The organism is Ornithinibacillus jepli (assembly GCF_047228935.1).
GTDB lineage: Bacteria > Bacillota > Bacilli > Bacillales > Amphibacillaceae > Ornithinibacillus.
This window is the reverse complement of sequence record NZ_JBFEGG010000005.1, coordinates 101889-127370: the sequence shown is the minus strand read 5'-3', so window position 1 is coordinate 127370 and position 25482 is coordinate 101889. Positions and strand designations below refer to the sequence as shown.

Here is a 25482-nt window from a genome sequence, read left to right as displayed (position 1 = left end):
TGTGAGAGCTTTTAAAAGGCCTGATTGTTCTACTTTAATTCAGCAAGAATTTCATCAATTTTAGCAAGTTCAGATTGTAACCCGCCACCACTTAAATACCATAATGGACCATCTAGGTATATAATTCGATCATTTTGGAATGCAGTGGTTTGTTTAATAATATCGTTTTCCATATCTTTATCAATATTTGACTCCCCACCAATAGCAGCAGTACGGTCAATTACAAATAATACTTCTGGATTAAATTCTAGAATTGCTTCAAATCCAAAGTTTGAACCATGTGATGAAGATTCGATATCTTCTGTCACCGGTTGGAATCCATATACATCAAAGACATATCCAAAACGAGAGTTGGTAGAAAAACCAGATAAATTACCTTCGTTGTACATGGTTACTAAACTGCTTTCATAATTTCCAGCTAAATTCTTAATTTCTTCTAAAGATGCATCAAACTTAGCAAGATATTCTTCAGCTTCTGCTTCTTTTCCAAACATTTTAGCTGCGATATCTACTGAAGCCATAAACGTGTTCCAGTAGTCATCTTCTTGTGTTCCAACGAATACTACGTTTGGTGTAATCTCTTTTAATTGATCATAGTATGCTGCTTGACGACCAGATATAAAGATAACATCTGGTTCTAAAGCTGCGATATCTTCAAGCAACGGTTCCTTTAATGTACCAATACTTGCATACTCGTCACTTGAAAATTTCTCAAGGTGTTCCGGTAATGAAGAGTCTTTTGCAACCCCAACGATTCCTTCCACTCCAAGTGCATCTAATGTATCTAAGAAACCATAGTCAAACACGACAATATTTTTAGGCATGGAATCAAATGTTACATCCTCAAAAGTATAGGATTCACTTCCATCTCTACTTTCACTTGAACCAACGGTAGGAGAAACTGTCAAAGGATATATAGAACTCGCATCTTCTGTATCCCCTTCACTTGCTTCGTTATTACCTGTTTGTTCATTAGCATTTGCTGCTTCATCATTAGATGACTCGTCATTCCCTCCACATGCTGCAAGAACAAAAATAAGTATGATAAACATGATACTGAGAAATTTCCAGTTTTTCATTTTACTTCTTCCCCTTTATGTAAATTTATTAATAATGAGAATCATTATCATTGATAACAATTCTCATTATAAGTGGCAATTCGCCTTTCGTCAATATAAAAATGAAATATTTTTCTAATTATTTAAATTCCTTATAAATGCATAAAACACTTAATGAGCTAGCTCGCCAATCATTTAATACTCCAGATTTTGTTCCTTGCAAAAAAAAACGCCTTAAACAAACATTGCTTTATACGAGCTTTTTGTTTAAGACGTCCTTTACTTTTCTATAATACCTATGCATGGGAATTAAAGTATACACAAATACGGCAGCCATCCTGTACTTGAACCGGAATATCCATATCATATATATCACGAAGAGAAGCAGAATTAATAATTTCGCTTGTAGGACCATTTTTCACCAGTTTTCCATCCTTCAAAGCAACAATACGATCCGAATAAACAGATGCAAAATTAATATCATGCAATACAATTACAACTGTTTTACCAAGCTCATCTACAAGCTTACGCAATATCTTCATAATTTGAACCGAATGTTTCATATCTAAGTTGTTCAATGGCTCATCCAGTAATATATAATCTGTATCTTGGGCAATAACCATCGCGATAAATGCACGTTGTTTCTGCCCTCCTGATAACTCATCAATAAATTGATCCTGCATATCACCTAAGTTCATATATTCAATTGCTTGGTCCACATATTTCTCATCCATTTCTGTAAGACGACCTTTAGAATAAGGATAACGACCGAATGAGATTAATTCTCGGACTGTTAAACGTACATTCATAAAGTTAGATTGCTTTAAAATCGATACACGTTTCGCAAATTCATCGGACTTCCACTTTTTCACATTATTTTGGTCTAATAATACTTCACCTGTATCTGCTTCTAATAGACGACTGACCATGGATAATAATGTTGATTTACCTGCACCATTCGGTCCAATAAAGGAAGTAATAGTTCCAGGTTCAATCGTGAGTGAAACTTTTTCTATGACATTTTTCTTCCCATATCGCTTCGTCAATTCTTTTATATTAATCATTTTGCAGACCTACTTTCTTTTAGTAATAAGTAAATGAAGTAAATACCACCAATAAAATTAATAATAACGCTTAGTGTTGTTCGTAATTCAAGAATATGTTCTACGAGGAATTGCCCTCCAACTAAAGCGATAATACTAATTAAGCTTGCACCTAGAATCAATATAGAGTGTTTATAAGTCACTAAAAATTGATAGGATAAGTTTGCTACAATTAATCCAAAAAATGTAATAGGACCAACCAATGCAGTCGAAGTCGCAATTAGTACTGATGATAAAATTAAAATATTCATTACCATTCGGTCATAATTTATTCCAAGGTTCATTGCATTTTCGCGACCAAGTGACATAACATCGAGCTTACTCATCATACGGAATCCATAAATAAACGACGTGATTAATATGACAATAGCAATATATAACAGCTCTGCTTTAACTTTTGTAAAACTAGCAAATAACATTGACTGTAAACTTAAATATTCAACTGGATCAATTAACACTTGTAAGAATGTTACAAAACTACCTAATAGTGTCCCTATTATCATACCGATTAATAGTAGTAGATAAATAGGATGCTTATCTGAACGGAATAGGAAGCGATATAGAATTAGTGCAAATAAAACCATCGCTAAAATCGCTGCGCCAAAGTTTAAATATTTGTTAACCACCCATACCGACATCGATCCCGCAAAGAAGTAAATCAATGTTTGGACTACTCCATACATCGAATCCATTCCCATTACAGATGGAGTCAAGATACGATTTTGCGTTATCGTTTGGAACACAACCGTAGCATATGAGATTGCAATTCCCGTCACAACCATAGCCGCAATTTTTATCATACGCCTCGGAAAGGCATAATCAAAGCCACCTTTAATATCATAAAAAGCATAAAGTAATACACAAATAATGGCTAAAACTAGTAAAACAATTAACTTCCAACTATTTTTTCGCATATGCTCTCCCCCTAAATAACATCATTAAGAAGATCGCACTTCCAATTACCGCTACGGTTACGTTTACAGGTATCTCATACGGGTGAATAATGATGCGTCCAATAATGTCACATATTAATAAGAAGACAACCCCAAGTGCCATAGTATGTGGAATCGTTTTTCGTAAATTGTCACCCATATAAAGTGATACGATATTTGGAACAATAAGACCTAGAAACGGTATAACACCGACAGTTAGTACGACAGATGTAGAAATGATGGCAACTAGAACTAGCCCAATATTTAGTACAACCTTATAGCTTAGCCCTAAATTTTTAGCAAAATCCTCTCCCATACCAGCTACCGTAAACTTATTCGCATAAAGGTAAGCGAGTATAATAGCCGGCACACTTATATATAGCAGTTCGTATCGACCAGAGATAATTAGTGTAAAACTACCCATTAACCACGAAGAAATATTTTGGAGGATATCTGCCTCATACCCAAAAAATGTTGTAATGGATGACAAAATGTTTCCATACATAATTCCGATTAACGGAACGAAAATAACGTCTTTAAATTTGATACGATCTAAAATTTGCATAAAAATAAAAGTACCTGCAAGTGCAAACGCAAAACTGAACATTACTTGCTGTGTATACGTAACATTCGTTAAGAACAACATGGAAATCATTATACCTAACTTAGCAGCATCTAATGTTCCTGCAGTCGTAGGGGAAACGAATTTATTACGGCTTAAGCTTTGCATAATTAATCCAGCAATACTCATTCCAGCTCCAGCCAAGATAATCGCCATTAAACGTGGTACTCTACTAACGAGAAATATTTGTACCTTATCAGACTCAAAATCTAGCAAATCACGTAAACTTATATCAATAGCTCCTATAAATAACGAAATAATAGACAGGACTATACCTACTATAATTAACATCCATAATTTCATATGTAATCCTCATAACTGGTTTATTCTTAGAATGTTAATTGAAAATGATTATCATTCTAAGTACAATTTTATTATATAGTTAGAAAATAATAAAATCAAGCGCCTAACGTTACCATTATCCTATATATGACCTCTAGCATAGCTGCACATAGATGCATTTTAACAAAAGAAAAAGCTTGCCATTTTCAGCAAGCAATCAAATCATATTATTCATCTACTTCACAGTCGTCTCCAGTACAATAAGAAGTTTTTGAACCTTCTGGGTTTAAGTTTTTCAACATCGGCTTTTTGCTTTCTTCTTCCCACACTTTTTCTAACACTTCTTGAAACACTTCTTTAGGCTGCGCACCAGAAATTGCATATTTCTCATTAAAAACGAAGAAAGGAACACCACCGACACCAATCTGGGTTGCAAGGTCTTCGTCTTCCCGAACTCGCTTAGCAAAACGGTTTGTTTCTAATAAATCCTCTACTTCTTCTCCGTCTAGTCCAACATCTGTTGCAAGTCTTTTTAATGTATCATGGTCACTGATTAATTCTGAATCAGTAAAATAAGCTTGTAGTAATTTCTCCGTGATTTCTTTTCCTAAATTTTTCGTTGCAGCGTATTTAGCCACTCGATGCGCATCAAAAGTATTCGTATGTTGCATCGTATCAAAGTTATAAGTTAAACCTACCGTCTCAGCCTGTTTAGCTACGTTGGCGTTTTGCTCCCTTGCCTTTTCAACAGACATTCCTTTTCTATTAGCTAAATACTCATGAACACTTTGATTTGGATTAGCAACTGCCTCCGGATCTAGCTCATAGCTTCTATACTCTATTTGCACCTGTTCACGATGTGCAAATTCATTTAACGCTAACTCCAATCTGCGCTTACCTATATAGCAAAACGGACAGACAAAGTCAGACCATATTTCAATTTTCATTTCCGCACCTCTTTCACTTTATAGGTATTTTAGCACAATATTATTTTTATTGGATAACGTTGTGCTTATTATCTATATATATTTTCCATAATCCGGAACAGCAACTTGCTCAAAATTAGCAACTAATTCCCTTAACCCCTTGGTTAACTCTTCCCCTTTTAACGATATTCCGTGCCCAGGAATAACCGTTTTAGGATTTAGTTCTTGTAATATCTCTACCGATGTTTTAGCAGCTCGCCAATCTGTAGTTAAATATCTAGGTGGTCCGCAAACTTCAGGTTGTTGCGTTAATACCTTATAAAAAGAATCTTGTCTAACGGTCACAAACGCATCTCCAGAGATTAATAAACTATCCCGTTCCCTAAAAAGCGAAACATGACCTGGTGTATGCCCTGGAGTGTGGACCCATTTCCACTCTTCTAGCCCTAGTAATGTCCCATCTTTCGGTAGTAGTTGTAAGTGTGGACGAATATTTATTGGCTCATTCGGATAAATTGTAGATATTTTCGCCAGCATTCCACCTTCAACAGTAGGGTCAGGTTCCGGATAACTCAATTCTCCAGTCAAATATGGAACTTCCTTTTCATGAGCATATACTGGAACATCCCACTTTTCTAACAACTCCACTAACCCGCCTACATGGTCAAAATGCCCATGGGTTAAAATGATTGCTTCTGGTTCTCTCCCCTCTCCAAACCGTTCTGCTACTTGGTTAATCGTTTCGGGTGCAGATCTTGGCATTCCTGCATCAATTAAATACCATTTGCCGTTCCCAGGATTACCGATGAAAATAATATTAACGATCTGATTCGTATAATAGTAAACATCCTCCGCGACCTCATGCCCCATTCTACTTTCCAGTGATGTCATTGGAATATACTTAAAATCACTACCTTCAAACATTTCTTTATCCATCCAAAAGCTCCTTTATTTGGTTTTATGATTAGTATTTGTTTGGGAGCTATATCTATATTGGGAATTTATGGGGATTAAGGGGAATCCTGAAGGCGGGAAGTGAAATCCTGAAGAATTCGTCAACTAGGGCGGAAATAGCCCTTGCCAACTCCAAAAAAAAAGAACTAAACGATAAAAAATCGCTTAGTCCTCTCTGTCTAATAACGAACGGCCCATAACCGTAACCCTGTTTGTGTTCTTCAGTTCACTTAAGTCTTTCGCCCCGATACCAAACATCGTTATTTTTAGTTCAAATTCAATTTGTTCCATTACTTTCACTACTTCTTCTACTGAATCTGTTGCTGCTTGTAGAAGTGATCTTGCAAAACCGATTATATCAGCACCAATAGTAATTGCTTTAGCGGCATCAAGTCCAGTTTTCATACCGCCACTAGCTACTAAAGGCACATTCTCTAGCTCGTTCCGTACGGACACTATACAATCCTTCGTTGGTATTCCCCAGCTATTAAATGCTTCAGCTGCAGCTTTTCGTAAAGGATCCTGAGAACGTAGCTTTTCAACCTGACTCCAAGACGTACCTCCAGCACCCGCGACATCAATAAATGATACTCCAACATCATGTAGCTTTCTGGCAACTGTACCATCTATTCCAAAACCTACTTCCTTCACACCAACTGGAACGTCTAGTTTATTACATACTTCTTCTATTTTAGGTAGCAAATTATCAAAGTTTAAATCGCCCTCATCTTGAATCACTTCTTGCAATGTATTTAGATGAAGATAAAGAGCATCTGCTTCTGTTAAATCGACAATTCGTTGTGCGTGCTCTGGACCGTAACCATAGTTAAGCTGTACTGCTCCTAGGTTGGCAATCAAAGGCACATTTGGAGCTTGTTTACGTATTAAAAATGAATCTTGATGCTTGTCACTTTCTAGTAATGCCCTTGTTGAGCCAAGCGCAATTGCCCATCCTCGCTCTTCTGCTGCTATAGCTAAATTGTGGTTAATTTCTGTAGCTAACTCTGAACCACCAGTCATGGAACTTACTAGAAATGGTGCATTTACTTCCTTCTGTAAAAAGGATGTATTTATTTTTATATTAGAGAAGTTGATTTCTGGTAATGCATTATGAATAAAGGAAATCCCTTCTAATCCAGTACTTTTATTCACACCTTCAACTTGATCCGTGAGACATAAACGAATGTGTTCTGTTTTACGTTTGTTAATACCTTGTTCAGCCATATTCACACTTCCAATCCAAGTTATCTACTTTCCAGTTTACTTGTTTCTTTCAATGAATGAAAGTAATGTGACGATAGTCTTTTCGTACTATATAATAAAGGATAACCAGTTAGTGAAAGGGGAAACTTATTTTGAAAGAAAAGGCTAAAGATTTCGCAACACGAGCTCATGCTGGACAAAAACGTAAAAATTCTAATGATGATTATATTACCCATCCAATCCGGGTTGCTGAAAGACTAGAAAAAGAGGGGTTCTCTGATGAATTAGTATGTGCAGCTTATTTACATGATGTCGTTGAAGATACAATTTATGAAATAGAGGATATTGAAAAGCATTTCGGTAAAAAGGTTGCCGAAATAGTCGCTGCTCATACAGAAGATAAATCTAAGTCATGGAAGGAACGTAAAACTCATACCATTGAAACGATTAAATATGCTGATAAAGAAGTCAAATTTTTAATTATTGCCGATAAACTGGATAATTTGCTTGGCTTGGAAAAAGATCTCACAGTAAATGGTCATAAGGTTTGGGATAACTTTAACGCTGGGGTTGAGGAGCAAAAATGGTACAACGAATCAATCTGTCAAAATATGTACTATGGATTAGAAAGTCATGATATCCCTCCTTACTTTCAGGAGTACGAGGAACTAGTTCGTCGGGTATTCCAATGAAAAAGGCATCAGCCCACATTTGGGTCAATGCCTCTTTCGGATTTATCTAGTTCTATACTTATAGGAATCTTTTTGGTTTTTACTAACTTTCTTCCATCTACTCTTCTCTTCTAATTTCGCCTTTTGATCTTGTTTTCGTTTTTCAAAGGCAAGCTCTCTTTGAAGTTTCAAGTAACTTTGGAATCTATCCTCTGATAACTCCCCTGTTTCCATTGCCTCTTGTACACGGCATCCAGGTTCAGTCTTATGTTTACAGTCTGTAAAGCGACATTCCTCTATCAAGGACTCTATATCTTGGAAAGTTGTTTCCATTGCTGCTTCTCCGTCCCAAAGCGAAATTTCTCGCATTCCAGGTGTATCGATGAGAAGTGCTCCACTAGGAAGCAGAAACATTTCCCGATGGGTAGTTGTATGACGTCCTTTACTATCATCTTCACGGATATCCTTAGTCTCTTGTACCTGAACCCCGAGTAAAGCGTTAATGATAGTCGACTTCCCAACTCCAGAAGAACCTAATAATGCCCCAGTTTTCCCTTCAGGCAACTCCTTTTTAAATTCTTCCATCCCATCACCGGTCAAACTACTAATCGTAAGAATCGGCACTCCTATTGCAACCTCACTTACGGAAGAAATCGCCTGTTCAATTTCTTCTTCAGTAGCTTGGTCTCTCTTTGTCAGTAATACTACAGGTGTTGCACCACTTTCATATGCAAGTAAGATATACCGTTCTATCCTTCTTACATTTAAGTCATAGTTTAACGAGTTCACAATAAATACCGTATCAATATTTGCTGCCACAATCTGTGGATCGGTTCTTAGCCCTGCAGCCTGTCTCACAAATTGACTAGATCTAGGTAGAACTTTTCTAATAACAGCTTTTTTCTCATCTTGTAACTTTTGAACTTCCACCCAATCGCCAACTGCCGGAAAATCTATTGGACTTAATGCCTCGTTTAAAAATTTCCCACTCAAATGCGCAAGGTAATCAGTTTCACCATCTGATATACGGTAGCTATTTTTTTGTACCGTTAGAACTCGTGCTACATTGTCAGTATTAATTTCTATTTCATTTTTCCAACCTAATGTTTCTAATTTATGCAAATATTTTTCCTCCTTGAATTTAGCGGAGGAAACGAACTTTTTACGCCGATCGTTCCTCCAGTTTAAAAGTTTTATTAAGTTTTAATGCTGATGTTAGCTTCATTTCTCTCATAAAACATCACTCCTTTTAAAATGGATGAACCAAGTTATTCTTTTCTAGTATACTACATTTCCACAAAAAGGTTATCATTATTTTTTAAATATTTTATCTACGATTCTGACAATCCAGTGCATTATATTCAAATAAATCCAGTTAAACTGCAAAAGAAAAGAGATGCATAGGACTTTATCCTTTTGCATCTCTCGATGTATTATTTCATATGAAACTCTGCAGGGTCTGCACCGCTTCTGTAATTTTTATTTAAGCCCTCTATTTTCTTCATATCCTCATCACTTAACTCAAAATCAAACAGATTAAAGTTTTCTGCAATTCGAGAAGGTGTTACAGATTTCGGAATTACGATATTGTCATATTGTAAGTGCCAACGAAGGATAACTTGAGCTGGTGTTTTTCCATGTGCATCTGCAATTTCCTTAATTACTTCATTTTCTAAAACTTCTTTACCATTCATTAACGGGCTCCAAGCTTCAACAAAAATGCCGTTTTCCTTACAGAAAGCCTTTAATTCTGGCTGTTGTAAATATGGATGACATTCTACTTGGTTAAGAACTGGCACAACTTCACACTCATCTAATAGACGTTGTAAGTGATCAATGTTGAAATTACATACACCGATAGCTTTCACTTTACCATCCTTGTATAGCTTTTCTAATGCCTTATATGTTTCCACATATAAATCATCATTTGGCAGTGGCCAATGAATCAAATATAAATCTACATAATCAAGACCTAATCTTTCCAAGCTAGCGTCAAATGCTTTAAGTGTATTTTCATAGCCTTGGTCCGAGTTCCAAACCTTTGTTGTGATAAATAGCTCTTCACGCGGAACACCAGAGTTAGCAATCGCTCGGCCTACACCCTCTTCATTTTTGTAAATCATCGCAGTGTCAATAGAGCGATATCCGACTTTAATAGCTTCTTTAACAGCTTTTTCCGCTTCATCGTCTGATACCTTCCAAACCCCAAAGCCCAGTTTAGGCATTTGTAAACCATTATTTAATGTTACATATTCCATAATTATCACTCCTTTATGTAGAAATATATACTATTTTAACATATCCATTTTCATAGAAAAAATTTCCTGATTGGAAAAGGTATTATAGAAAACCGCGTCGAATTAATTAACGTACAGAAAGTTATAAGGTGATCACTATGTCCAATGAGAAAAAGAGAATTATCATACAGACAATTGAATATATGAAAAATCATTTAGAAGAAGATATTACATCGGAACAACTAGCCCAACTAGTTGGGTATAGTCCCTGTCATTTTAGTAGAGTGTTTAAAGAAGTGACTGGTGTTCCACCTCGTCATTATTTATCCGCATTACGAATTGAGGCTGGGAAGGAATCTTTAGTCAATCCCTCTGATTCTATCTTAAGAGCAGTGCTAAGAGTTGGCTTTAGAAGCACTGGTACGTTTAGTTCTAAATTTAAACAATTTGTAGGATTATCACCTAAACAGTTTCAAAAAAACATTAACACCTTACACCGTTTCATAAATGATTATGACATCGAAACCGTATTACAACCTCTAGAAGTATTATCACCCTCCGTTACGTGTAATGTTGTGGTTCCACCTAATTTTAAAGGTCTAATTTTTGTCGGACTTTTTCCAAGACCAATACCCGATCAAGCTCCTATTGTCGGGACAGCTATTAACCAAAATCAGACAAGCTGCACATTTTCTAATGTGCCAAAGGGGAAATATTATGTCCTTGCTGCTGCGATAACGAAAAGTCTGAACCCAAAAAACTATTTCGTATTATCAAGGGCATTACGAGGAATTGCAAAAGAACCGATTGATACAGAACTTCATGCGTATTCTTTCACAGAGGTAACATTAAGAGAACCACTCCCATTTGACCCACCAATTCTCATTAATTTACCGAAGCTCCTTTTTGATACGAAAAAAAGCAAACTAGAAGAAAAATAAATCAAAACTTCATGTTAAAGTGTAAAAAATACACTATTTTGGAGGAACCTCATGTTAAATCAAGTTTGTGTACTTACTGTAAAAGTAAACGATATGGCAAAAGGAGTGGAATTTTATACAGAAATTCTTGATTTTAACGTTGGAAAAAAATATGGAGATAACATTATGAGTTTAGAGCATAACGGTGTACCTTTTATATTAGAAAAATCTGATGATACTAATCCATCCACTAGCTCTAACGTATTACTTGCGATTCAATCTAGCAATATCCAAGGGGACTTTAAACGACTTCAAGACAAAGGAGTTACGATGATTTTTGATGAACCTAAACCATGTCCACCAGGATACTATTTTGTCATAGAAGATTATTCTAGAAACCAAATTGAAATTGTAGAATTTATTGAAAAGGAGTAGATTGTTATGAAAACTACTGATTTATCATTAGAAATTAAAGCGTTAGAAAAGGAAATTCATAAAAAGAAAATAAAATTAATGGAGTTGCGTAAATCCGTTCCTCGTAATGAAGTAGAAAACTATCAATTCCTAGATTCTATGAATCAGGAAGTTAGTTTACTTGATTTATTCGGCGACAAGGACGAATTAATCGTGATCCAAAACATGGGGAAATCCTGCTCTTATTGCACGATGTGGGCAGATGGGTTTAATGGTATTTACCACTATATAATCGAAAAAGCTGGATTTGTCGTAGCTACTCCCGACTCACCTGAAATACAAGACGCCTTTGCTGCAGAGCGCAAATGGCAATTCCCACTTATTTCTACTAAAGGGACAACGTTTAAAGAAGACTTAGGCTTTTCTAAAGATGGTTACCAATATCCTGGCGTTTCTACTTTTCAAAAGGATGCCGACGGAAGAATCTATCATGTTGCCGATGCACCATTTGGCCCTGGGGATGAATTTTGCTCGGTGTGGTATTTATTTGACTTACTTCCTTCAGGTCAAAAAGGCTACCAACCGAAGCGAAAAATTAATAAAAACTCCGATTATGATTTAACTAATAATATTGCTATTCAAGTAATCAACCAACCAGAAGCTGTTGAATTCTATACGAATATTTTAGGGATGTCAAAGGTGTATTCCAATGACACTGAAGCAAAACTCACCTTTGGTGGCCAAAATTTTTATATAGAAGAAAATCCGGAAAATAAAGTCTTTTTTGAGCTTGCCGCAAAAGATTTTGATGCATCTAAAGAACGCTTATTAGCAAATGGCTGTACGATAACAAAAGAATATAATGAGAAAAGCCTTATGATGGCAGATCCTTATGGGTTATATTTTCATCTATTTGAACAGGCTTAAAATGTTATACTTTGTTAAAAGGGGGAACTATCATGACAAAGCATATTATTGAAAAAACGGTACTAGAATTACAAGCGGACATGGCAAGTGGAGAGCTAACTGCTAAGGAAATCACGTTAGCTTTTTTAGAGCAAATTTCGAATTACAATCAAAATGGTCCGAAACTTAATGCCATTGCAGAGATTAATCCTGATGCTTTATTTATAGCAGAATCACTTGACCTTGAGCGGAAAATAAAAGGCTCTCGTGGTCCATTGCATGGTATTCCCGTATTAATAAAAGATAATATCGATACAAATGACAAAATGCACACAACAGCAGGATCGATTGCTCTAGCCGATCATTATGCGAAAGAGGATGCCTTCTTAGTAAAACAATTACGAGATGCAGGAGCTATTATACTTGGTAAAACGAACCTTACCGAATGGGCAAACTTCATGGCAGTTGGGATGCCAAATGGTTACAGTTCAAGAGGTGGACAGGTATTAAATCCATATGGTCCAGGTAAATTCGATGTAGGTGGATCAAGTGCCGGTACTGGTGCTGCTATTGCTGCTAGCTTTGCTCCATTAGGTATTGGAACAGAAACGAGTGGTTCTATCTTAAGTCCAGCTAGTAGCAATTCTCTTGTAGGGATAAAACCGACCGTTGGCTTAATTAGTCGCACTGGAATTATCCCGATTTCTAGTTCACAAGATACAGCAGGTCCCATGACAAGAACGGTTTCAGATGCCGCTTTATTACTTGGAGCATTAACAGCGTTAGATAGTGAAGATCCTGCAACATCGACCAATCCCGATCGTATAACCGATTATCTAGAGTATTTAAATGAAGATGGATTAAAAGGTAAGCGCCTTGGTGTTTCGCGTAACTATCTAGAAGGGTTACCAGAGGAAGAACTACATATAGTAGAAAAGGCATTACAAGATTTAGAAAAGCTTGGGGCAACCATTGTAGACCAAGTAAACTTACCTACTAAATTCCCGAATATAACCGTTATGATCCACGAATTTAAAAACGGTCTAAACGCTTATTTAAAAAATGTAGACCAGCGTGTACCGGTTCATAATTTACTAGATGTTATTCAGTATAATCAACAGCATGCAGAAACCGCATTGAAATATGGTCAGAAAATACTGCTAGACTCCGAATCTAAAACTGGGAGATTAACAGAAACAGAGTATTTACAAGATAGATTAGAGGATATCAGACTTTCACAAGCTGAAGGAATTGATAAAGCGATGGAAGAGCATAACTTAGATGCACTATTGTTTAACAATAATTATGGTGCAGGTATCGCCGCGAAGGCAGGGTATCCGTCGATTACAGCTCCTTGTGGGTATACAAAAGAGGGAAAACCTGTAGGAATTACCTTTACTGGTCTCGCCTTTACCGAGGCAGAATTAATTGAATTAGCTTATGCATATGAACAAGCTACCAAACACCGAAAAGCACCTCAATTAAAATAGTTATGAAGGCAATCCATTATTGGGTTGCTTTTTTATTGGAGTGAAGGAGTTTGATCTAAGAGTTTGTTACCTTTTTCCGCTTTAATGAAAAAATTGGAGCAAAGAGACTTGATCTCTGTTACCTTTCCCCTTGCCTTGGCAACTTTTCTGTCTTAGAAGAGCCTTATCTGTTACCTGTTTTCTTATATTGAAGCAAATTACGGATTAGAAACACTCTTTCTGTTACCTTTTTCAACTCGAAATCAGCATTAATGGTTTAGAGGAACAAAAAAAATAAGACTTACTTTTACAAAGCAGCCTTCTATCTATTCATCGTTCCACTCGATTTCTCCGAATTCCTTCTCATGATTAATTTTCACTTCAAAATCATGCTTTTCATAGAAATGTTGTAATCTATCAACATGGTCGAAATCTCTTTTTACTAAATCACCAGTAATATACTGGACATTTTCTTCTTTAGCCATTTCTTTTAAATGCTCCATCAAAACCGAACCATACCCTTTATTTTCTTCACCTTTGATAGCTGCAATATGAATGGTACTATCATCTTTAAGTTCAGCTTGTAGTGCAGAATGCCAATTGCCACGATATGGACGTTTGCAGCTATGAAGCATTAGTTGCCATGTATCTTGTTCCCGATCAGCATAAACGACTACCCACTCGTCTTGTGGTGTTTGATCTATACTGATTACTTCCGATTTTTTGGCAATTTCTTTTATATTGTTTTGCATGCGAAATAATTGTATTTCAATATTATCTAGTTCTTCTTTTAGTTCTTCTTTATTTTTTTCTTCTTGTAAAAATGCTGATTTATTCATCTTGTCACCTCAATTCATTCATCAGTCTTAAACGAACACACAGTTTGCTATTTTACTAGAAAAGTATTATTTATTCAACACGGGAAAAAATTGTCGATTATTTTCAAATAATACTTTAGAATTAGATAATAAGACCGATAAAAAAAAGAAATACTTTCATATTCTACAAATGGGGGATACATATTTATGAAAAGTAAAAAGATTAAGTTACCTAAGATAAAAAGAGAGAAGAAACAACGAGAACCTAAAACGAAATTGAAAATGAAATCTAGCTCTCTTTTTAATTTGCAAAACATGAAAATCAGTAGTAAATATTTACTAGTATTTTTAGCTACGGTAGTTCTTTTCTTATTTTCAAGTACTTTAATTTTCATACAGCTCCAGAATAGTTCACAAGATGTAGAAACAATCGATCAGTATAGTTCTCGTGTAAATGATATGGCAGATTTAGCAGCGTTAATCCAGATTAAGGATGTTCAAATTGCGGATTACCTACTATCTGGTAAAGATCGCTTTGCTGATACATTTAAAGAATATGAAGTACAATTTGATGAATTAATTGCTAAAATTGAGCCATCACTAGTTACAGATGAGCAAAAAGATTTATTCCAACAGATTACAGAGAACGATAATAAAATCAATGAGATGTTCTATGGTGATATTTCTGATGCAGTTAACAATAATCAGGAGTATATGGCACAATCAATTAGAACTCGCTCTTCCTCACTACGTCAGGAGACAGTAGAACTTGTAGACCAATTAATGGCTACGGTAATTGCTGACCAACAAAAAGTAGTGACAAGTTCTAAATCAGGTATTCAAGCAGGAACAACTACATTAATCGTGTCAAATGCGGTTGCAATTTTTTTAGGGGTTGTCCTTTTATTACTAGTAAGTAAACGAATTGCATCGAATTTAGAAAAAGTTGTCGTATTAACAAAAGAGGTTGCTAACGGTAATATGTTAGCTAAATCAGTTGATTATAACGGTAAAGATGAAATTGGACAGCTTGCCAATGCTGTGAATCAAATGAAAGAAAATATTCAAGGTATACTATTTAAAGTTTCAGAAGCATCCAATACACTTTCTGCTAGAAGTGAAGAATTATCCCAATCAGCGGAAGAAGTGAAAGAAGGTAATGAGCAAATCGCTTCTACGATGGAAGAATTATCTACCGGTTCTGAAAACCAAGCTAATAGTGCATCAAACCTAGCTGAGCAAATGAACGATTTCGTACAAAAGGTACGGGTTTCTGAACAGAACGGAGAACAAATTGCAGGTACATCTCAAAGCGTTCTAGTATTAACAAATGAAGGTCAAGAATTAATGAAATCATCAGTCGTTCAAATGAAACAAATTGATGCTATTGTATCGGAGGCTGTTGAAAAGGTTAGAGGGCTTGATAAACAGTCAGCAGCAATTTCTAAATTAGTTTCTGTAATTAAAGATATCGCAGATCAAACTAACCTTCTTTCTCTTAACGCAGCGATTGAAGCTGCTAGAGCAGGAGAACACGGTAAAGGGTTTGCAGTAGTAGCAGAGGAAGTTCGTAAACTTTCTGAGCAAGTTGCTAGTTCCGTAGGGGAAATTACAACTATCGTTTCAAAAATTCAAAGCGAAACTGGACAAGTAGTAAACTCTCTAAATAGTGGTTATACAGAAGTTAAAGAAGGAACTGCACAAATCGAAGAAACTGGAAACAATTTTACATCTATCCATAATTCTGTAACGGAAATGGTAAACAAGATTACCGATATCTCTGCTAACCTACGAGAGATTGCTAATAACAGTAATGATATGAATAATTTAATTGAGGAAATCGCTGCAGTATCTGAGGAATCTGCAGCAGGTGTTGAACAAGCCGCAGCATCAGCACAACAAACTTCAAGCTCCATGGAAGAAGTTTCAAGCAGTGCGGAAGAATTAGAGAAAATTGCGGAACAACTAAATAATGAATTAAAAGTGTTTAAACTGTAAAATGTAAAAGCTACTTTCCAATATGTGAAAGTAGCTTTTCTTCTTATCCATGATAAAGGTAACAATCCACTGTATGATCATTCACCATCCCAGTTGCTTGCATGTACGCATAGCATATGGTCGGGCCGACAAATTTAAATCCTCTTCGTTTTAAATCTTTACTCATTGCTTGAGATTCCGTTGTTTCAGCAGGTACTTCGCTGATACTTTTCCAATGGTTGATAACCGGTTTTCCCCCAACAAAGCTCCAAATATAGTTAGCAAAACTTCCAAATTCCTTTTGCACTTCAAGGAAAGCTTGAGCATTAGAAACTACAGACCTTATCTTCCTTTCATTCCGAATTATACCTTCATTTTCCCGTAAGGACTGTATCTTTTCTTCGTCATAATTAACAATGACATTAGGATTAAATTGATCAAACGCCTCTCGGTAATTCTCACGTCTTCTTAAAATCGTAATCCAACTAAGACCTGCCTGGGCTCCTTCCAAAATGAGCATTTCAAATAACTTTTGGTCATTATATACCGGTCTTCCCCATTCATGATCATGGTAGTCGCGATATAATGTGTCATTTTCTGGAACCCAGGCACAACGTTGTTTATTCATCTGTCTCATCCTTTGTTTCAATTTCGTTCTCTTCATAAGAAATCCAATCACTAAAACTACCTGGGTAAAGCTTTACATTTCTAAACCCTACCATCTTCAATGCGATAATATTAGGAGTTGCAGATACACCAGAGCCACAAGAAACAATGATTTCTTTATCTTTATCCAGCCTCGAAAAGTGGTTTTCTAATGACGACTTATTTTTCCATTTCCCATTTCTGTCTAGCACATCCATCCAAACATAATTTTTCGCACCCGGGATATGCCCTGCCTTTTTATATAATGGTTCGTTTTTCCCTAAGTACCTTTCATAGCTTCTAGAATCAATAAGAGTCGCCTTTTTATTAATTATATTTTCCCGAACACGTTCAACATCTACTACTTCATCGGAGCGTACATTAGGGATAAACGTTTTCGATTTCTTAACCGGAACTTCTGAAGTAACAGGTTGTCCTGCTTGAACCCAAGCTTCAAATCCACCATCTAATACATAAACCTTTTCATGACCCAAATAATGGAGTAACCACCAAAACCTCGGTGCAAACATATCATTGCTTTTATCATAAGCGATAACGATTTGTTGATGATCAATTCCCGCATTCCCTATCTTTTCAGCTAGTTCAGAGACACTTGGTAGTGGATGATTCCCACCATGCTCACCAGGTTCACTAGATAAGTCATTTTCTAAATCAAAATATACCGCCCCTGGGATATGTGACTCCTCATAAGCCCTTCTCCCCGCTTCTGGGTCATTTAATTGAAATCTAGCATCGACCATCACTACTTGATCCGGATTCGTAGCTAATATATTTCTTAGCTCTTCTACACTTATTATATATGACATTCAAATCCTCCTATAAAAACTCAAGTACTTACTAATTCGCCAAATCATATTATTTTCCTTTTTAAATGCAATTTTTTTAATTTCTAATTATTTCGAGTTACGGTATAATTATTTCATATTCAAACTACTATTCACAAGAAGGAGCGTATAAGGATGAAGGAAGATATCATTAAACGATTTACTACATATGTAAAAGTAGACACACAATCTAATGAAGATAGTGAAACAACACCATCTACACCAGGTCAATTAGAGCTTGCAAACTTACTTGTTGATGAGCTAAAAGAGATTGGTATGGAGGAAGTAACCATCGATGCAAATGGTTATGTCTTTGCAACTCTTCCTTCTAATACGGACAAAGAAGTACCTACTATCGGATTCCTTGCCCATGTCGATACAGCAACGGATTTTACTGGAAAAAATGTTAACCCACAACTAATCGAAAACTTTGACGGAAATGATATAGTTTTAAACAAAGAATTAAATGTTGTATTATCTGGAAAAGAATTCCCTGAACTACCAAGTTATAAAGGACATACGTTGATTACAACGGATGGTACAACATTACTTGGAGCAGATAATAAAGCCGGTATCGCAGAAATTATGACTGCGATGGATTATTTAATTAAACATCCAGAAATTAAGCATGGGAAAATCCGTGTTGCTTTCACTCCAGATGAGGAAATTGGTCGTGGTCCACATAAATTTGATGTAGAATCATTTAATGCCGACTTCGCCTATACTGTTGACGGTGGTCCATTAGGTGAACTACAATATGAAAGCTTTAATGCTGCAGCAGCAAAAGTATCTTTTAAAGGAAACAGTGTACATCCTGGTACTGCGAAAAATAAAATGGTTAACGCTGGAAAAATGGCTGCTGAATTTGTTAGCAAGTTTCCTGAACAAGAATCACCTGAGCAAACGGAAGGATATGAAGGGTTCTATCATTTAATTTCCATTAATGGGGATGTAGAGAATACCCGAGTCTATTACATTATCCGTGATTTTGATCGTGAAAGCTTTGAAAGTAAAAAGGCTACTTTAACGAAGTTCGTTGAAGAAATGAAGGATAAATACGGTGAGGACAATGTTGTGCTTGAAATGAAAGATCAATATTACAACATGCGCGAAAAAATTGAACCGGTAATGGAAATTGTTGATATTGCGAAACAAGCAATGAAAAACCTGGACATTGAACCCGTTATCCAACCGGTACGCGGTGGAACTGATGGATCACAATTATCCTACATGGGCTTACCAACACCAAATATATTCACTGGTGGAGAGAACTTCCACGGGAAATTTGAGTATATATCTGTAGATAATATGGAGAAAGCTACGAATGTAATTGTGGAGATTTGTAGGTTGTTTGAAGCGAAATAATATTAAAAGCTGTCTAAAGAAATTCACTATTCTTTTAGACAGCTTATACTTTTATAAACATCGACAATATCCCACTTCCTACAAGCAATAATGATAATATAAAAAATGTAATAAAGTAACTACTAATTACACCTAACAGCTCAATTGCTACAATTGGTCCAAGCATTGCTCCGAAGAATAGAATAAATGCATAGAATGCATTTGCTAGTGCTCTCCTTTCCCCACCTAACTTGCCAATCAATACCATAATAGCAGGGAAAATAAGCGAAATCCCGAAGACATAGATAATGCTCATTGCAATAAGAAATACTATATTACTTCCAATCCCTAATAAAATTAATCCTAAAGCAGCAAATAATAACCCTACTCTAAGTGTAACTAAAACTCCAATTTTCCCAACAATCTTTCCCACAAACGGAGATATCAACATTCCGATAATTCCAATTGCCCGAACACCTAATATTTCTTTATCACTTAAGTTGAATGGCTCATTACTTAGGAAACTTCCTAACAACGTGTACATGCCCATAAAGGTTAATAATAGCGTTATGGTAATGATAAAAATTAATACAAAATTACGTTGTTTAAATATGAGCTTACTATGATAGAGATAAAACTTAATCCCTTCCTTATGCCCTAACCTCTCCGGAGTTGGCAGTACGAACAAGACCGCTAATAGTGTTATCAAATATAGCCCACCAAACACTAGAAAAACAACATGCCAGCTCCCCCATTGATAAAGGGCATCAGCAAGAACTTGCCCAAATATTCCGGATGTTACATACCCGAAACTGATAAACCCTATCGTCGTAACTATTTTTTTAGACGGGATAACGTCAAATGCATAAGCAAGCGCAGAAGGAGCAAAGGTAGATGCAACAAAACCTTGAATTCCTCTTAGTACAACAAGACTTCCAAGACTATTCGCCAAGGCAATCATTGGTGTAATTAAGCTTAACGAAATCATTCCAAATACGATGATTTGTTTCCGACCAATTCGGTCTGCTAGGGGGCCAAATAATAAAAACCCAACCGCATAAAAAAAAGAAAACGAGCTGCTCGTCCAAGCTGACATCGTTTTCGATACGTCAAACGTATTTTCAAAGACCGAAAAGAGAGGTGTTGTTACATAAGCACTGGAAACAACAATTAAAGCACACCAAAATAAAACAAAATTAACAACTCGCACTGACACTTGTTGAGTAACTGCCAACTCAGACATCCTCCCCACTCCCCCAAACTATCTTTTCTAAACTATGAGAGAATGAGGAGATGTGTGCTTGCCTAGGTTAATACTTCTTCTATAGCTAACAATATCGGATAAGCTCCAGTACTCTTATTCGAAATAACGACTACTTCTAACCCATTGGCATAAACAGCTGAATGATAGCTTACACCAGGGTCATAGCCCATTACATGGTGCTTTGTAATTTCACCATCCTGCTTATCAATCCAAATTCCGTATCCGTAGAACTCATCTTCATCACCTTCAGCCTGAATGGATAAAAGGTTTTCCGTTGTACGCTTAGATAATAACCTTTCTCCAAACAAAGCTTCCCAGAAAAGCAGCATATCTGAAGCTGTAATAAACGCTCCCCCATCCGCCCCACCTTTTATTGGGATAGAATAGATATTGCTCTTCCACGTTCCTGATTCTTCATCATCCATATAGCCAGTAGCTGTGTGAGCCGGTAGTTGATCTAGCGAAAAGTATCCGGAATCGTTCATACCAGCTTTTGAAAACACTTTGGATTCAATAAAATCAGTAAAGTTCCTTCCAGATACCTGTTCGATTATAAGCCCTAGGACAATAAATCCAGCATTATTATAGTGAAACTTTTCCCCAGGCTGAAAGATCATTTCTCGATTTTCAAACATCGGTAGAAAATCCTTCAGGTCACGCATCCTATACATTGGTCGTTCTTCCCAAAGCTCCGCAAAATCATCCATAACCGACTCATCAAAATAATCCGGAATCCCGGATGTATGTGACAATAAATGATGGATGGTAACCGCTTCAGAAAAATGAGGGAAATGGATATCCAAACAATCTTTTAATCTAGTTCCAAAGCTAATCTTTCCTTCATCAACTAGTATTCCAATTCCTGCTGCAGTAAAAAGCTTACAGCCTGAAGCAATCCCGAATCGAGTATGAATCGTATTCTTTACCTTATCCGAACGATTGGCAAAACCATGTGCAGATTCATGCACTATTTCCCCATTATTTCGAACTAAAATCACTCCAGAAAAATCTACTTCTGAAACTACATCATATACTTTTCGAACAAATTCTTTAGTCATATATGCTTCTTCCTTTCCAATTGAAAAAGCACAATTAATCCCTGCATAAATAGTATAGTACACAAATACCAATAATATCCAGTCGAACTAAAGAACTATTTTTCTAGTTTTTTTTCGAATTCATACTTCTTAGTAGTATAATAGATATGTTATTTCTATTTCTATAAGGGAGAGGACCTCTATGTTTAAACATAAAACGATATATATCCTTATAATTGGTGGCCTTCTTCTGTTCCTTTCAGCATGTAACTCTAACAGTAAGGTAGTTGTTGAAGATGAACCGGAAGATACCGTTATTGATAATGAAGAAAAACCAGAAGAACAACCTGTAGAGGTTGAAGAAAAGTTCGTTCTCCCTACAGAAGAATTACAAAAGGGCGACAAAGGAGAAGATGTTCAAACTCTCCAAGAAGGTTTAATAAAAATAGGTTACCAGATTTCCAATTCTGGTACTTACAGTGCCGAAACAGTGTGGGCAGTCACAGATTTACAATTACAATCAGAAAAACTTCTCGTAACTGGTATATACGATAAAAAAACTAGACTTACAATCGAGAGCTACTTAGATAAAGACAAAACCATAACACCTGGTGAAGGGTTACCTTTTAAAAAAGACGAGAAATTAGACGAAGAAACGGTCATCATCAGTAATCCGTATGAGATACTTGCATTGATTAATAAACAAAACGCATTACCAAAAGACTTTAAACCAAGTGATCTAGTTGTTCCAGATGTACGATTTCCATTTGTAGAAGATTTACCAAAAAAACAAATGAGGAAAGTTGCAGCAGATGCTCTTGAAAAACTGTTTGCAGCTGCAGATTTAGAAAGTTTAGATTTATTTGCACAATCAGGATTTCGCTCCTATGAAAGGCAAGATTATCTTTTTGCATCTTATGTAAGTAATCACGGTGAGCAAGAAGCCAATACATTTAGTGCAAAACCTGGTGAAAGCGAACACCAATCAGGTCTTACAATGGATGTAACCAGTCCCCATGTAAACTATGGATTAGTGGTAGAATTTGGTGATACGGAAGAAGGAATCTGGCTTAAAGAGCACGCGGCAGAATATGGCTTCATTATCCGCTATCCTGAAGGAAAAGAAGATATTACCTTATACCAATATGAACCATGGCACTTACGCTATGTTGGTGTAAAAGCAGCTACTGAAATTATGGAGCGTGGCATTACGTTAGAAGAATATTTAGAAGAGCTATCAAACTAGAAAATCAGGATATTCAGGTAAAGGTTCGCCTTACCTGAATATCCTGATTTTGTTTATTTCCATAACCTTATTATCTTAGGATCTTCATTTTGATAATCGAGTAGATACACATCAGGATTTGTAAGGTTCTCCCAATCCTCAAAACGAAAATTAGGTTGAAAAGATTTTAATATAAGTGAAGTAAGTCCCCCATGCGTAGCTAGTATGACCTGCTCACCCTCACTAAGTTCTTGAATTACTTCTAGCCCCCTGCTCATCGCTTGTCTACTCGATTCCCCACCTGGATACTCGATATCCAAATCCTCAAAGGTCGCTTTTAATTTTTCTCGCCAATCCGTAAAAAATTGTGTACTAAGTACACGTTCCGATAATCTGTCATCCATTTCAATGGAAAGATCTTTTTCCTTGGCAAGTGGGCCAACGGAATCGATTGCTCGTCGGTATGGACTCGAAATAATTCGGTCAACCTTAATTTTTGAGAAAAACTCTACTAATTTCCTAGCTTGTTTTACTCCTTCATCCGTCAATTCTGCTTCGACTTCTTGTCCCTTCGCTTGGCAATGTCTAACCACGTATATTTTCTTCCCCATCGTCTCCTCCAATTAGCTTTGTTCCGCCATTTCTTTCTCTGCAACTTGCTTTACGCGCTCTACAAATTGCACGACAACCTTATCACTATTCACAAGTTTAAGTAGTAGTTTCGTAACCCATTTTAATGGTGTATTTGTTGTCGTATATCGGAAATAGGTAGTGTGATCACTTAGTTTTTTCACTTCATAGGTTGTTGTAATGTCAAACATATTCGCTAGATTAAAGCCAACCTTTAACTTTTTAAAGTCTGCTTCGTTTTCATATACTAATGTCTTCACATTATACTCTTGAAGCTTTTTCCCTTCTCGGTATTTCTGACGATACACCGCTCCAACACCATTTTCGGATCCCGTAACCAATTCATTTTCGATCACATTCGGCATAATCTTTTGCATATCCTCAAGTGTCCCGTCTAAAAGTTTCCATACTTGATCTATTGGCGCGTTAATCTCAATATCTCTAGTCCATTCTTTCATCATTTCCCCACCTGTTTTTCTATTTTTCTCAATTTTACCATAGGGATAACGGGAAGCCTACCAGCATTCGATTCGATTTTAGTCAAGTTGACATATTCATCGGGATTTCGGAATTCTCTTTCAGGATTTTTTAAAAAACACCACTATCAGAGCGTCTCACTAAAACGGCTTTAAAATCATAAGTGCAATGATAATAAGGAAGATAATATTCTCCATTCTCTCTACAAAAAAAAGTCTTTTAGACATTGCTTCATATTCTTCCGGAATACTATCACCATTAGCATTTTTTAATAATGCTTTGATTGGTTTTGACCTTGGCGAGAGCAATAATGGTCCAAATGCTAGCGCAACTAAAAATAGAACAAGACTTGTAACGTACCACCCTTGCTGAAAAAGATATGTATTTATAAATCCCATCCAGATCCCTGTTATTAACAGTAATGTACCTGCAACCATAGTAATACTATGCATCCGATTTCGTATTGCATAAGCATGTCTTAGTTCCGTTAAGTTCGTCGATTTTGATACAACCATAATCATCATAAATCCCGGGCCCATTCCTAATATAGCTGAAAATATGTGAATGAAAACTAGTATTTCATAAAATGACATGTTCATTCCCCCAAACAAGATAGCTAACCATATCATACACCATTTCTATATGATTGTATGTGATGAACATCACATGCAATCATAAGAGAAAATATTTTTCAAATCAATTTGCTTTTCCTGTCCAAATCATTTACTATGTATGTCAAATGAAAATGATTATCAGTCGCAAAAAAACGAGGTGTATACGATGCAAGTGTTAAAACAACAAACAGAGCTAACGAAGCTAATTCGAGAACGCCGTTCAATTAAAAAAGGATATAACAATAAAATGGTCACCGAAGAAACGGTTACACAATTATTAGAAGATGCCATTTGGGCACCAACACACGGTATGAGGCAGCCTTGGCGATTTATTTTTGTAGGGGCTAATCAAAAGCCGGATTTCGCTAAAAAGATTGCTAGCACATATCCGGAAGAAAGAAAAGAAAACCGGGAGAACTATTTAAATGAACCGAACGCGATATTAGTTGTCATCATGGAAGAAGGGGACACTCAAAAGAAGCAGGATGAGAACTTCGGTGCAACTGCATGTATGATTCAAAATTTCCAACTTCTCGCTTGGGAGAAGCAGCTTGGAGTTGTATGGAAAACAAACCCACATATCTATGATCCTAATGTGGAACATATTCTAGGCGTACAAGAACATGAAAGAATCGTTGGATTTTTGCATATGGGATATTTCGATGAACAGCCTGAAAAGAAAGAACGGATTCCAGTCCGTGATAAATTCACTACTTTTCAAGTTGGCTAATAGACAAAAGAAATAAATATATGGAGAAAAATGTCTATTAGCTTCATTCTATTAGACATTTTTCTCGTATTTACTATAAAACTTTCCGTTAGATCGCTTCTATTAGACAAGTTACATCTTTGACCGCAAACATTGTCCGATAGGCGCTTTCTATTAGACATTATTCTATTGTTCACTCA

General features: G+C 36.2%; 26 protein-coding genes. 9 read left to right on the top strand and 17 right to left on the bottom strand.

All coding sequences use genetic code 11. From position 1 onward, the window contains the following. Nucleotides 1-29 precede the first annotated feature (29 nt). The 7 genes from AB1K81_RS16420 to fni form a co-directional block, all read right to left on the bottom strand. Nucleotides 30-1079 carry a siderophore ABC transporter substrate-binding protein gene (locus tag AB1K81_RS16420; RefSeq protein WP_412977761.1) on the bottom strand — a complete coding sequence of 350 codons (1050 nt, stop codon included), beginning with the start codon at nucleotides 1077-1079 and terminating at the stop codon, nucleotides 30-32. A gap of 275 nt (nucleotides 1080-1354) precedes the next feature. Further along, nucleotides 1355-2122 (bottom strand): iron ABC transporter ATP-binding protein, encoded by a 768-nt coding sequence (locus AB1K81_RS16415; RefSeq protein ID WP_412977760.1) that lies wholly within the window; start codon nucleotides 2120-2122, stop codon nucleotides 1355-1357. Next, the gene (locus tag AB1K81_RS16410) at nucleotides 2119-3075 is read right to left on the bottom strand and encodes an iron chelate uptake ABC transporter family permease subunit (protein WP_412977759.1); all 957 of its coding nucleotides are present in this window, start codon (nucleotides 3073-3075) and stop codon (nucleotides 2119-2121) included. Before AB1K81_RS16410 ends, AB1K81_RS16415 begins: the two co-directional genes overlap by 4 nt. After that, nucleotides 3062-4018, bottom strand: coding sequence for an ABC transporter permease (locus AB1K81_RS16405; RefSeq protein WP_412977758.1), 957 nt, complete (start codon nucleotides 4016-4018; stop codon nucleotides 3062-3064). The genes AB1K81_RS16410 and AB1K81_RS16405 overlap by 14 nt, the downstream gene beginning before the upstream one ends. Nucleotides 4019-4224: 206 nt before the next feature. Continuing rightward, the gene (locus tag AB1K81_RS16400; RefSeq protein WP_412977757.1) at nucleotides 4225-4944 is read right to left on the bottom strand and encodes a DsbA family oxidoreductase; all 720 of its coding nucleotides are present in this window, start codon (nucleotides 4942-4944) and stop codon (nucleotides 4225-4227) included. A 72-nt stretch (nucleotides 4945-5016) separates the two neighbouring features. After that, the gene (locus AB1K81_RS16395; protein WP_412977756.1) at nucleotides 5017-5859 is read right to left on the bottom strand and encodes an MBL fold metallo-hydrolase; all 843 of its coding nucleotides are present in this window, start codon (nucleotides 5857-5859) and stop codon (nucleotides 5017-5019) included. 183 nt (nucleotides 5860-6042) lie between these two features. Then, nucleotides 6043-7101, bottom strand: a complete 1059-nt coding sequence (gene fni, locus AB1K81_RS16390; RefSeq protein ID WP_412977755.1) for a type 2 isopentenyl-diphosphate Delta-isomerase — start codon at nucleotides 7099-7101, stop codon at nucleotides 6043-6045. Between the two features lie 131 nt (nucleotides 7102-7232). On the opposite strand from fni, the gene AB1K81_RS16385 reads away from it, so the two are divergent. Next, on the top strand, nucleotides 7233-7772 hold the full coding sequence (locus AB1K81_RS16385; RefSeq protein WP_412977754.1) for an HD domain-containing protein: 540 nt from the start codon (nucleotides 7233-7235) through the stop codon (nucleotides 7770-7772). A 42-nt stretch (nucleotides 7773-7814) separates the two neighbouring features. On the opposite strand, the gene rsgA is transcribed toward AB1K81_RS16385, so the two are convergent. Together rsgA and AB1K81_RS16375 are read right to left on the bottom strand one after the other, a co-directional pair. Continuing rightward, nucleotides 7815-8873 (bottom strand): ribosome small subunit-dependent GTPase A, encoded by a 1059-nt coding sequence (rsgA, locus tag AB1K81_RS16380; RefSeq protein WP_412977753.1) that lies wholly within the window; start codon nucleotides 8871-8873, stop codon nucleotides 7815-7817. Between the two features lie 311 nt (nucleotides 8874-9184). Beyond that, a complete protein-coding gene (locus tag AB1K81_RS16375; protein ID WP_412977752.1) occupies nucleotides 9185-10009 on the bottom strand; it encodes an aldo/keto reductase in 825 nt (274 codons plus the stop codon). Between the two features lie 137 nt (nucleotides 10010-10146). On the opposite strand from AB1K81_RS16375, the gene AB1K81_RS16370 reads away from it, so the two are divergent. The 4 genes from AB1K81_RS16370 to AB1K81_RS16355 are packed head-to-tail and all read left to right on the top strand — an operon-like array spanning nucleotide 10147 to nucleotide 13718. After that, on the top strand, nucleotides 10147-10929 hold the full coding sequence (locus tag AB1K81_RS16370; protein ID WP_412977751.1) for a helix-turn-helix domain-containing protein: 783 nt from the start codon (nucleotides 10147-10149) through the stop codon (nucleotides 10927-10929). Between the two features lie 51 nt (nucleotides 10930-10980). After that, the gene (locus tag AB1K81_RS16365; RefSeq protein WP_412977750.1) at nucleotides 10981-11343 is read left to right on the top strand and encodes a VOC family protein; all 363 of its coding nucleotides are present in this window, start codon (nucleotides 10981-10983) and stop codon (nucleotides 11341-11343) included. 6 nt (nucleotides 11344-11349) lie between these two features. Then, a complete protein-coding gene (locus AB1K81_RS16360; RefSeq protein ID WP_412977749.1) occupies nucleotides 11350-12249 on the top strand; it encodes a DUF899 family protein in 900 nt (299 codons plus the stop codon). Between the two features lie 32 nt (nucleotides 12250-12281). After that, nucleotides 12282-13718, top strand: coding sequence for an amidase (locus tag AB1K81_RS16355; protein WP_412977748.1), 1437 nt, complete (start codon nucleotides 12282-12284; stop codon nucleotides 13716-13718). Nucleotides 13719-14023: 305 nt separating this feature from the next. On the opposite strand, the gene AB1K81_RS16350 is transcribed toward AB1K81_RS16355, so the two are convergent. After that, nucleotides 14024-14536 carry a hypothetical protein gene (locus AB1K81_RS16350; protein ID WP_412977747.1) on the bottom strand — a complete coding sequence of 171 codons (513 nt, stop codon included), beginning with the start codon at nucleotides 14534-14536 and terminating at the stop codon, nucleotides 14024-14026. A 186-nt stretch (nucleotides 14537-14722) separates the two neighbouring features. Between AB1K81_RS16350 and AB1K81_RS16345 the strand changes: the two genes are divergently transcribed. Then, on the top strand, nucleotides 14723-16513 hold the full coding sequence (locus tag AB1K81_RS16345; RefSeq protein ID WP_412977746.1) for a methyl-accepting chemotaxis protein: 1791 nt from the start codon (nucleotides 14723-14725) through the stop codon (nucleotides 16511-16513). 43 nt (nucleotides 16514-16556) lie between these two features. Here the strand turns inward: AB1K81_RS16345 and AB1K81_RS16340 are convergent, their stop codons facing one another. Both AB1K81_RS16340 and AB1K81_RS16335 read right to left on the bottom strand, forming a co-directional pair. Next, entirely contained in the window at nucleotides 16557-17129 is a 573-nt protein-coding gene (locus AB1K81_RS16340) for a DNA-3-methyladenine glycosylase I (RefSeq protein ID WP_412977781.1), read from the bottom strand. Further along, nucleotides 17113-17964 carry a sulfurtransferase gene (locus tag AB1K81_RS16335; protein WP_412977745.1) on the bottom strand — a complete coding sequence of 284 codons (852 nt, stop codon included), beginning with the start codon at nucleotides 17962-17964 and terminating at the stop codon, nucleotides 17113-17115. The genes AB1K81_RS16340 and AB1K81_RS16335 overlap by 17 nt, the downstream gene beginning before the upstream one ends. A gap of 153 nt (nucleotides 17965-18117) precedes the next feature. Between AB1K81_RS16335 and pepT the strand changes: the two genes are divergently transcribed. After that, complete coding sequence (pepT, locus tag AB1K81_RS16330; RefSeq protein ID WP_412977744.1) at nucleotides 18118-19347, top strand: peptidase T; 1230 nt, start codon at nucleotides 18118-18120, stop codon at nucleotides 19345-19347. Between the two features lie 43 nt (nucleotides 19348-19390). On the opposite strand, the gene AB1K81_RS16325 is transcribed toward pepT, so the two are convergent. Further along, nucleotides 19391-20569, bottom strand: a complete 1179-nt coding sequence (locus AB1K81_RS16325) for an MFS transporter (protein ID WP_412977743.1) — start codon at nucleotides 20567-20569, stop codon at nucleotides 19391-19393. A gap of 62 nt (nucleotides 20570-20631) precedes the next feature. Next, nucleotides 20632-21648, bottom strand: coding sequence for a serine hydrolase domain-containing protein (locus tag AB1K81_RS16320; protein WP_412977742.1), 1017 nt, complete (start codon nucleotides 21646-21648; stop codon nucleotides 20632-20634). Nucleotides 21649-21829: 181 nt separating this feature from the next. Here AB1K81_RS16320 and AB1K81_RS16315 point away from each other — a divergent pair, with 181 nt between their 5' ends. After that, nucleotides 21830-22873 carry a D-alanyl-D-alanine carboxypeptidase family protein gene (locus AB1K81_RS16315; RefSeq protein ID WP_412977741.1) on the top strand — a complete coding sequence of 348 codons (1044 nt, stop codon included), beginning with the start codon at nucleotides 21830-21832 and terminating at the stop codon, nucleotides 22871-22873. A gap of 53 nt (nucleotides 22874-22926) precedes the next feature. On the opposite strand, the gene AB1K81_RS16310 is transcribed toward AB1K81_RS16315, so the two are convergent. The 3 genes from AB1K81_RS16310 to AB1K81_RS16300 form a co-directional block, all read right to left on the bottom strand. Continuing rightward, nucleotides 22927-23463, bottom strand: coding sequence for a histidine phosphatase family protein (locus AB1K81_RS16310; protein ID WP_412977740.1), 537 nt, complete (start codon nucleotides 23461-23463; stop codon nucleotides 22927-22929). A 12-nt stretch (nucleotides 23464-23475) separates the two neighbouring features. Beyond that, nucleotides 23476-23940 carry an SRPBCC family protein gene (locus AB1K81_RS16305; protein ID WP_412977739.1) on the bottom strand — a complete coding sequence of 155 codons (465 nt, stop codon included), beginning with the start codon at nucleotides 23938-23940 and terminating at the stop codon, nucleotides 23476-23478. 159 nt (nucleotides 23941-24099) lie between these two features. After that, nucleotides 24100-24552, bottom strand: a complete 453-nt coding sequence (locus tag AB1K81_RS16300) for a DUF2269 family protein (RefSeq protein WP_412977738.1) — start codon at nucleotides 24550-24552, stop codon at nucleotides 24100-24102. Nucleotides 24553-24739: 187 nt separating this feature from the next. On the opposite strand from AB1K81_RS16300, the gene AB1K81_RS16295 reads away from it, so the two are divergent. After that, nucleotides 24740-25303: a nitroreductase family protein gene (locus AB1K81_RS16295; RefSeq protein WP_412977737.1), complete on the top strand. Its 564-nt coding sequence runs from the start codon at nucleotides 24740-24742 to the stop codon at nucleotides 25301-25303. Nucleotides 25304-25482 lie beyond the last annotated feature (179 nt).